At 41.0% G+C, this 9416-nt stretch carries 8 protein-coding genes and 1 pseudogene; 8 read left to right on the top strand and 1 reads right to left on the bottom strand.

Annotated features, from left to right (window positions below; translation table 11 throughout):
* A pseudogene (locus PR833_RS15360) lies at positions 1-228 on the bottom strand (NADP-specific glutamate dehydrogenase); the annotation flags it as partial.
* Positions 229-572: 344 nt separating this feature from the next.
* On the opposite strand from PR833_RS15360, the gene PR833_RS15365 reads away from it, so the two are divergent.
* The 8 genes from PR833_RS15365 (at position 573) to PR833_RS15400 (ending at position 9179) form a co-directional block, all read left to right on the top strand.
* Positions 573-1367: a class I fructose-bisphosphate aldolase gene (locus tag PR833_RS15365; RefSeq protein WP_004916010.1), complete on the top strand. Its 795-nt coding sequence runs from the start codon at positions 573-575 to the stop codon at positions 1365-1367.
* A gap of 11 nt (positions 1368-1378) precedes the next feature.
* Positions 1379-1936 carry a glycerol-3-phosphate responsive antiterminator gene (locus tag PR833_RS15370; protein ID WP_004916012.1) on the top strand — a complete coding sequence of 186 codons (558 nt, stop codon included), beginning with the start codon at positions 1379-1381 and terminating at the stop codon, positions 1934-1936.
* Between the two features lie 275 nt (positions 1937-2211).
* Complete coding sequence (locus PR833_RS15375) at positions 2212-3753, top strand: FGGY-family carbohydrate kinase (RefSeq protein ID WP_272526323.1); 1542 nt, start codon at positions 2212-2214, stop codon at positions 3751-3753.
* A gap of 18 nt (positions 3754-3771) precedes the next feature.
* Positions 3772-4533 carry an SDR family NAD(P)-dependent oxidoreductase gene (locus PR833_RS15380; protein ID WP_004916017.1) on the top strand — a complete coding sequence of 254 codons (762 nt, stop codon included), beginning with the start codon at positions 3772-3774 and terminating at the stop codon, positions 4531-4533.
* 34 nt (positions 4534-4567) lie between these two features.
* The gene (locus PR833_RS15385; protein WP_060561511.1) at positions 4568-5563 is read left to right on the top strand and encodes a 2-hydroxyacid dehydrogenase; all 996 of its coding nucleotides are present in this window, start codon (positions 4568-4570) and stop codon (positions 5561-5563) included.
* A 307-nt stretch (positions 5564-5870) separates the two neighbouring features.
* Entirely contained in the window at positions 5871-7127 is a 1257-nt protein-coding gene (locus tag PR833_RS15390) for a PTS galactitol transporter subunit IIC (RefSeq protein WP_014657114.1), read from the top strand.
* A gap of 659 nt (positions 7128-7786) precedes the next feature.
* Positions 7787-8440, top strand: coding sequence for an AAA domain-containing protein (locus PR833_RS15395; protein ID WP_014657115.1), 654 nt, complete (start codon positions 7787-7789; stop codon positions 8438-8440).
* Between the two features lie 262 nt (positions 8441-8702).
* Positions 8703-9179: a serine hydrolase domain-containing protein gene (locus tag PR833_RS15400; RefSeq protein WP_272526324.1), complete on the top strand. Its 477-nt coding sequence runs from the start codon at positions 8703-8705 to the stop codon at positions 9177-9179.
* The last annotated feature ends 237 nt before the right edge of the window (positions 9180-9416 follow it).

Raw genomic sequence — 9416 nt, forward strand, 5'->3', positions numbered from 1 at the left:
GTGGATATCCAACATAATGTGATGTAAGCGCGCATCAACCTTCTCTGCTTTCCATCCCATACGAGCTGCGTTTTGTGCCATCTCTAAACCGGATGTCGCCACTCCTCCCGCATTCGCGGCCTTACCTGGTGCAAATAAAACACCGGCCTCAAGGAAAAGCTCCGTAGCAGGAATGGTTGTTGGCATATTTGCCCCTTCAGCAACGGCTTTCACACCATTTTTGATGATATGTCAAAAAGTTTAACGCGACACTTATCACAATTTTGCAACATCCATTAGACAACGCAAACTTGGGTATGGTAGAGATAATAGCCATACCCAGTTTATTAAACTTAGTTAATTTAAACCCAGCTAACTTTAATAAACTGACTGACAGATTAATTTTCCGATTAAAATCATCTAATAAGAAAATTACCTATCAGTATGAAAAAGAAGTCATCAAATACCGATTAGGTTTTCTATTTTTCTAAGCCGAAAAGAAAAACAGAAAACCACAGGGTCAGTGAACTGAAAGCCCTCAGAGATCAAAACGGTCTCTGAGGGCTTTTTTTATTTTTTATAAAGGAAATATTATGTCTAAACAACGCCGTTTATCCAAAATTTTTGCAAAAGATGGCAAGTCCGTCACACTGGCACTCGACGGTTATTTTTTCTCCACCAAAACTGCTGGCATCGATAACACCATCAAGAAAATGCCTGAACTGGCTGCTAACGGTTTAGATTGCGCCTTAATCACTTATGGTATGGCAAGAAACTATGCAGATGCCTTTAATGATGTTTCAATCGTGCTACGTGTTGATTCTACAGTAAATGTGTATGACAACAGTGTGCCTGATACCCAACAAGTTTTTGGTGCCGAAGAAGCACTGAAAATGGGTGCTGATGGCATGGTATGCATGACCTTCCCCGGCGCATTTAATGAAGAGAAAACTCACGCTATGACGGCAAGACTGGTCAAACAAGCTGAGCAATGGAATATGCCATTTATCGTTGAATCACTGCCATACGGCTATGCAGTAACGAGTCCTGAATCCAATGAAGCCAAAGTGATTGCTGACTCTGCGCGTATTGCGGTTGAGTTAGGGGCAGATATCATCAAAACACGTTTTTCTGGCACACCAGACGACTATTTGATTGTCGAAGCATCAATGGTACCTGTTTTAGCACTCGGTGGACCAAAAACCGATACACTGAGTTATTTCAAATTTGTTGAACACTGTATGAAGATGGGAGCCAAAGGCGTTGCTGTGGGCCGTAACATCACTCAAGACCCTAACCCTGTCGCGATGGTGGCTGGCCTTAACGCTATCATCCATCTCGGTGCATCACCTGAAGAGGCATTTGCGCTCTATCAAAATAAAAATTAGGAATTATTAGCATGAATTTAAATAACACCATCATCCCATCGGTTCGCAACTATAAATATTTCGAGCGCGCACTTGCTAGCCACTCTGAATATATCTTATTGCCGGACGCCGATATCGGCAATTTACAGTCGATGATTGGGAAATGCCATAAAGCGGGAAAAAAGGTGTTAGTCCATTTGGAGTTATTAGGTGGATTTAAACCTGACCAAGCTGGCGTCACCGTATTAAAGAATTTTTATAAGGTGGATGGTGTTATTTCATCAAATTTTACAGCCCTACGTTACGCAAAAAAAGAAGGGTTAGACACCATCTTTCGCGTATTACTCGTTGATTCACGATCACTAGAACAGGCCAGTAATATGGTCAAAAACTATTCCGTGGATGTCGATGCGATCGAGTTATTACCTGCTGAATATGCTTGTACCTGTTTTGATTTATTAAAACGCAGTTTTAACCAAGCCAATACGCAATTTATTGCAGGTGGCTTTGTTAAACGAAAATACTTAGTTGAAAAGATTTTTTATACCGGTTTTAACGGCATTACCACCAGTGAACATACATTGTGGTAATTAAAGTTTGAGTTGTAAACCCTACGCCAACACCATTACAACTCAAATAATTAAAATAATGATAAACCCAAAATATACGCTCTACAGCGATTCAAAATAAAACAATAGAGCTGTTGTATGAAATATCTGTGGTGTAACAGCCACCCAAAATAGTTCGTGCTACAGCTAGGCGGTAAATGAGGATATCCCAGGGAGCATACATAAGTATGTGACTCGGGTAGTCAAATGCAGCCAACGACGCTATGGTGCGAAATATGAAGGGTTAGAGGAGTTCCATGAAAAAATATATCTTAGGAATTGATAATGGCGGCACTGTGACCAAGGCTGCTATCTATAACCTCGAAGGCCAAGTACTGGCTATTGCGTCCAATACCACTCGGATGATCACCCCAAAACCCTTTTTTACTGAAAGGGATATTGAGGAGTTATGGCAATCTAATTTACTCGTTATCAAAGAGGTACTTAAAAAATCAGTTATTGATGCTGCCGATATTATTGGCATCTCAGTAACCGGTCATGGTAATGGTCTCTATTTAGTTGATGAGCAGGGAAAACCCACTCGTAATGGCATTATTTCAACAGATAATCGTGCCAAAAAATATGTTGAACAATGGTATCAATCACCTAAATTCGAAAGTGAAATTCTACCTAAAACCATGCAATCGATTTGGGCAGGCCAACCTGTCGCCCTACTCGCTTGGCTACAAGATAATGAACCTGAAACACTGGAAAAGGCGCGTAACATCTTTATGGTGAAAGATCTGATCCGCTTTTATTTGACGGGTGAAGCCACACAAGAGCTGACCGACATCTCAGGTACTAACTTGATTAACGTGCGTGATCGCTGCTATGACGATGAGTTACTCGCTTTTTGGGGCGGACTATCGTGGAAAGATAAACTACCGCCAATCAAGCTATCAACTGATTGTTGTGGCCGTATCACAGAAGAAATCGCTGCACTGACTGGCCTTAAAGCAGGCACGCCAGTTTCAGGTGGCATCTTTGATATTTCCGCTTCGTCATTGGCTTCAGGTATCAACCAAATCAACAAATTGGCAATTGTTGCAGGAACCTGGAGCATCAACGAATACGTCACCGACAAACCGGTGGTTGATAAAGATTTGTTTATGACGTCGATTTACCCGATGGAAAATCGTTGGCAAATTACTGAAGCCAGTCCGACATCTGCCAGTAATTTAGAATGGTTTATCACCCAATTTATGGCGGCAGATAAGCAGCTTGAAGAAGCCAAAGGCAGTTCAGTGTATGAACTGTGTAACCAATTAGTGGCTTCCACCACGCCAGATGAAAGCCAATTGATGTTCTTCCCGTTTGTATTTGGTTCCAACACCATTCCAGATGCCACTGCCGGTTTTGTTGGTGTCACCAGTTTCCATCAACGCGCTCACTTCCTCCGTGCTATCTATGAAGGAGTTGCATTTAGTCACCTTTATCATGTCGAGCGGCTGCGCCGTATTAATCCACAGTTGAGCAATGTGATCCGCATCGCGGGCGGTATTACTCACTCACCCGTTTGGCTACAAATTTTTGCCGATATCTTCCAGAGCCAATTAGAAATCGTCGATGTGAAAGAGCACGGTACCCTTGGTGCCGCCATGACCGCAGCGGTGATGGAAGGCTATTTCCCCGATGTTTTTGCGGCTTGTGATGCGATGGTAAAAGTGTCTGAAGTGATCCATCCACAAACGGATAAACAAGCGGTTTATGCCAAAAAATACGCCATGTACAAACGCATGCTAGATGATATGCAACCGACGTGGAAATCACATAACCCCCAGCAAACCATTGATGCTTAAATAAGGAGTTAGTTGATCATGGAACTTAATTTACACGGTAAAAATGCGCTGGTCACTGGTGGGGCGACTGGACTAGGACGTGAGCTGGTGCAATCGCTGGTAAAAGAAGGCGTTAACGTCTGCTTTACTTATCGTAGCCATCCAGAAGCCGCATTAGCGCTCGTTGAGGCGCTAAATGGTTTAAATGGTACTGAGGTAGTTGCTATCCGAACCAACTTAGGCGACAGCCAAGAGATTGATGCATTATTTGAGCAGGGGCTCACCCATTTCAAACAATTCGACATCCTGATTAATAATGCAGGTATTTGGCCGACAGGGATGGTCGCAGATATTACACTGGAAGAGTGGGATAACGTGATGAACATCAACCTAAAATCCGTTTTCCATTTAAGCCAATTATTTATCAATCAATGTTCAAATAAGCAAATCACTGGCTCAGTGCTCAACATTACCTCGCAAGCAGCGTTTCATGGTTCAACGACTGGTCACTCACACTATGCCGCCAGTAAAGCGGGCTTAGTCGCCTTTTCAATATCACTGGCGCGTGAGGTTGCCAAACAAGGCATTAATGTTAACAACATTGCAGTTGGCATTATGGATACTGAAATGATCCGCGGCAACCTAGAGAAAGACCCACAATATTATCTGAATCGAATTCCTGTTGGGCGTGTCGCCTCCCCTGCTGAAATCGCGGATATTGGGGTGTTCTTGGTTTCAAAAAAAGCCAGTTATATGACGGGAGCAACCATTGATGTGACTGGTGGGATGTTAATGCGCTAAGCCCATAGGGCAACAAAAAATTTTGGAGAACAACATGAAATGTCTGGCAATTGCGGATCTATTTATTGATAAACCAACCATGGAGGCTGGGCTAGAAAAGCTACGCCAACAAGGTTATGAGGTTATCGTTCGTCAGTGGGCACACCCTTCTATTGAAAAACTGCAAGAAGATAACTTGCAAGTTGAGCAACACGGTGCGGAAGCGGTGATTTTACCAGCGGATTTATATGCGGATTTACAAGATGTTGAGTTAGTGATTACCCAGTTCGCCCCTGTAAATAAAGCGGTAATCGATAAACTACCAAAACTGAAATATATCGGTGTATTGCGTGGTGGCATTGAAAATATCAATAAAGAATATGCCGAGAACAAAGGCATTAAGGTAATGAATACACCAGGGCGTAATGCACGCAGTGTGGCTGAATTTACGGTTGGCATGATGTTGGCTGAAACACGTAATATTGCGCGTGCACATGATGCATTGAAGGATAAATATTGGCGTAAAGATTTCGTCAACGCGGATGTGATCCCAGAAATTGGTGGAAAAACCATTGGGTTAGTTGGCTTTGGCCATATTGCTCAACTGGTGGCTAAATTCCTTAAAGGCTTTGATACCAACGTTATATTTTACGATAAATACGTTGACGCTGTTGATGGTTACACCAAAGTTGATTCACTTGAAGATTTGGTTAAAGTTGCCGATATTATTTCGCTACACGCACGTTTATCCCCAGAAACACAAAACTTGATCAACGAAAAACACTTTAAATTAATGAAACCCACCGCCGTAATAGTGAATACCGCGCGTTCAGGTTTAATTAATGAGCGTGATTTGCTGCAAGCACTCAAAGAAAAACGCATTATGGGTGCCGCTATCGATACCTTTGATGATGAGCCATTAAAAGAGGAGAGCGAATTTTATTTATTAGACAATGTGACCATCACACCGCATATGGCAGGTAGTACTTTAGATGCATTCAGCAATACGCCAAAACTATTTGCTGAGATATTTTTAAAACAACAAAAATAATTAATTTAACGAAAAGAACATCGGCAAAAAATATAAAAAATAAACGATAGGGTGAAACCTGTCAGGGGCACCCTATACCCTACAAAAACAACCTTATGTATTTTGAGTAATTATAAACCACAACTTATTTAACTATCAGGTTTATTTTTTTATTCAATACGCAGTAGGTAAATACTCTAAATAGTTCGCGTTGTGGCTAGGCGACAAGCAAACGAGTCGCTAGGGCATACATAAGTATGTGACTAGTGCGAGTGAACGCAGCCAACAACGCCACGGCGAGAAATATGACGAGTATTGGGAGGAAGGCATGGATATAATCAACAATATCATCGGGCTGGGCGCATCGGTTATGATGCCAATAATATTTTTCATTATTGCATTATGTTTTGGCGTTCGCGTAGGCACCGCTTTTAAAGCGGGTATGTTAGTCGGCATCGGTTTTGTTGGTGTTGGCTTAGTCATCAACTTATTACTATCGAATTTAGGACCTGCCTCGCAATCGATGGTTGAAAAGATGGGTTTAAACCTTACCGTGGTTGATACGGGTTGGCCTACTGCCTCCACCATTGGCTGGGGCTCACCGATTATGGTGCCAGTTGTACTAGGCTTTATTGCGATCAACTTAGTGATGGTTTTATTTAAGCTCACAAAAACCATTAATATTGATATCTTTAACTATTGGATATTTTTATTAGTCGGTTCTGTAGTGTATGCGGGTACTGAAAGCTACTGGCTATCAATTGGTATCACTTATGTGATCTTTATTGCCACTTTGGTTGCGGCAGATATTACTGCACCTTATCTACAACGTAATTATAATTTACAAGGCATTTCCTTCCCTCATCTGACTTGTATTATGTATGTACCGTTTGGCATCGTGACAAACTATATTATCGAGAAAATTCCAGGGTTAAATAAAATTAACCTCGAACCCGAAACGATTAATAAAAAATTCGGTGTATTCGGTGAACCATTAACATTAGGCTTTATTTTAGGTTTGGTATTAGCATTGATGGCAGGCTATCCTATCAGTGAATCTGTTGCACTCGCCGTGACCGTGTCTGCGGCAATGTTACTACTGCCTAAAATGATCGAAATTTTAGTCCAAGGTCTGTTAATTGTTCGCGATGCCGTTGAAGCAAAATTGAAAAAGAAATTCCCTAACCGTGATTTCTATATTGGCATGGATACTGCACTGTTAATTGGTGAGCCTTCCGTGTTGGCAACTGGGCTATTACTGATCCCAATGGCGATTGTGTTAGCTTTCGTACTACCGGGCAACAAAGTATTACCTTTCGTTGACCTTGCTTCATTGATGTTTTTATTAGCTATGGTGACACCATTCTGTAAGCGTAATATGTTTAGAATGTTTATCTGTGGCACATTAGTCCTAACATCCATTTACTATGTGGGAACCGATATTTCCAAGGAATATACGCAAGCTGCGGTGAATTCGAATATCCCAGTACCAGAAGGGATTTCAGAAATGACCAATATCGTGGGTGGAGCGACCACACCTGCGGGCTGGGCAGCAGTAAAAATTGGCGAATTAATCGCTAAGTAATCCTCAATTAACAGCTAACTATAACTTCTCTTAGTTAGCTGTTTTATTTCAAATACTCACCAGCGCTACGGGTAACCAATTTCCCTTCTCTCTTCTTCATAAATACCCTCACTCACTACAGTTTTAGGCCGAGAGCAATCATAACGTGAAGTCTATAAAATTCATTTAATTTAAGTTAATCTCAATAACTATTAAAATATTTTAAATAATGACAGGTGGAAAAATAGGCATTCGAAACCTCTACCAATAGATATTTTAAGTGGTTGGCAACGTATAGCGTTTTTTCACCCTTATTCGTCCGATATTAATAACAAGAAAAAATTATCTATATCCCGAAAAGCGCTTACAGAAAATAAGAACAACCAATTACCTTGGCTTTGTGATAAATACCGAGAGCAATATAAAATTCCTAAAACAACCGCATTTATTCTTTACCTTGGTGAGTTTGATAAAAATCTAAGTAATTCGCTCATTCAAGATATTGTCGGTTCAGAAACAGGGCAAGCTAAAGAAGAGTGCGAACAACGTTTAAGTAATGAAAGAGTAACCATCTTTGCCAAGAAGCACTACATCAATATGCTGACCGTTGGAACCCACAAACTTTCTCAATCCAACAAATTGCGAATCGCATCAATTCATGGGGCTGTCAGTTAGAAGTCATGAATAACCCGATTTGGATTGGTATTCTTTTATGGGTACACCGCCATTGTATTGAACCTATGTTTAGCCTTGCCAATAATAGGACTTACAATGGCCGTATGATCCATGCGGATTCAAAGGACGACATTCTCAGCCTCTCCATCAATAACAAGCTCAAAAACCATGAGGTTGTATCAAAGGGGAATACGGGTAATAAACAATACCGAGATAGCCACGGCAAAGACCTATTAATGTTATTATCTCGCCTAATGCAGGAAAATATTACGCTACAATCTATTTATGTGATCACACCTTTTAACGCGGTTAAAACTGCATTAATCGAATTACTCAAGGAAACAGATCTACCAGCTATACAACAGCCAGTGATTAAAATCACACCAGAAGAGGTCAACCATTGGGCCAAACATAAGATTGGCGCCGTGAATACCTTCCAAGGTAAAGAAAATAATACCGTTATTTTTGTACTCGGTTGCAGTATCGGTGAAGAGGGTGGCGCACAATGGGCAGCGAGTAAGCCCAACCTAGTTAATGTCGCTCTAACACGCGCCAAGAAATATATTTTTGTAATTGGTAATCCTGATGTATGGGGCCATCTACCAAGCTTTTCAGATGTAGCCAATACATTGCCAAGAGAAATAGGCACTTTGGAATAACTCATTAAATAGACTCTAGAAGCTCATCGTATTATGGTGAGCTTCTAATCAAGTCATCACGTTAAACTGCTAAATCAAATATAAAGTAATACTCATTGATATGATTAATTAGCTAACACTACAGAAAATCACTCTCGATTTAAAAAGTACTGTTTAATAGTATGCCGCAGCCATTGATGTGCTGGATCCCTGTCTAACCGTGGGTGCCATGCTTGAACAATAAACACCGATTCCAATTCAAGCGGCAAGCTTAGCGGACTTAATTGCTTACCCCAACCCTCTTTTCCCTGTTGGAACACCATTTGATTATTGTAATACGGGCTATTTTTTATTATCCATTATTATTGAAAGCGTTAGCAGGCAAAGTTATAAAGAATTTGCTCAACAGTCTATTTTTAAACCATTACAAATGGATAATAACTTTATAGTGGGATCGTACCCCGTCCACACCACAATTGCTCGTGGGTACCGTGAAAACAATACATGTGGCTATCAATTAAGTGAAAGTCTTTGGACTCAAACCGGTGATGGTGCTGTTCATTCAAATGTTTTAGATTTAATGAAATGGGGTAAAAATGACACCAGTGGTAAAGTCAGAGGAAAAGCACTAGTCGAGAAAATGCTTCAGGCATTACCGGCTAGAAATAGGATAGGTAAAGCCATTGAACACCATCAGAAATATGCTTATGGCATTATTATTTCACAACACTTCGGCATCACACATTTCGAGCATTCATGAGGCTGGGCTGGCTGGGCTACCTATTTTTTACGTTTACCTGATTTAGGCTTAACTGTCGCTGTTTTGGCAAATGTTGAAGATTTAGACACGCAAAAGATGGCTTATGAGATTACCGATATCATTTTGACTCAATCTATGGAATTCCATGACGACCATGATTAATAATGAGTGCAGTGGTCAACAAAAATTGCTCCCGCTTTAGCATTAGCCAAACGCCGTGTCGTTGTGAAGCGACCT

It is taken from the genome of Providencia sp. PROV189, from assembly GCF_028480065.1.
In the GTDB taxonomy this organism is placed as follows: domain Bacteria; phylum Pseudomonadota; class Gammaproteobacteria; order Enterobacterales; family Enterobacteriaceae; genus Providencia; species Providencia stuartii.

Bases quoted from the DNA above. Each gene is read 5' to 3' on its own strand.
- PR833_RS15365 (WP_004916010.1), top strand. From the start codon at position 573: ATGTCTAAACAACGCCGTTTATCCAAAATTTTTGCAAAAGATGGCAAG.
- PR833_RS15370 (WP_004916012.1), top strand. From the start codon at position 1,379: ATGAATTTAAATAACACCATCATCCCATCGGTTCGCAACTATAAATAT.
- PR833_RS15375 (WP_272526323.1), top strand. From the start codon at position 2,212: ATGAAAAAATATATCTTAGGAATTGATAATGGCGGCACTGTGACCAAG.
- PR833_RS15380 (WP_004916017.1), top strand. From the start codon at position 3,772: ATGGAACTTAATTTACACGGTAAAAATGCGCTGGTCACTGGTGGGGCG.
- PR833_RS15385 (WP_060561511.1), top strand. From the start codon at position 4,568: ATGAAATGTCTGGCAATTGCGGATCTATTTATTGATAAACCAACCATG.
- PR833_RS15390 (WP_014657114.1), top strand. From the start codon at position 5,871: ATGGATATAATCAACAATATCATCGGGCTGGGCGCATCGGTTATGATG.
- PR833_RS15395 (WP_014657115.1), top strand. From the start codon at position 7,787: ATGAATAACCCGATTTGGATTGGTATTCTTTTATGGGTACACCGCCAT.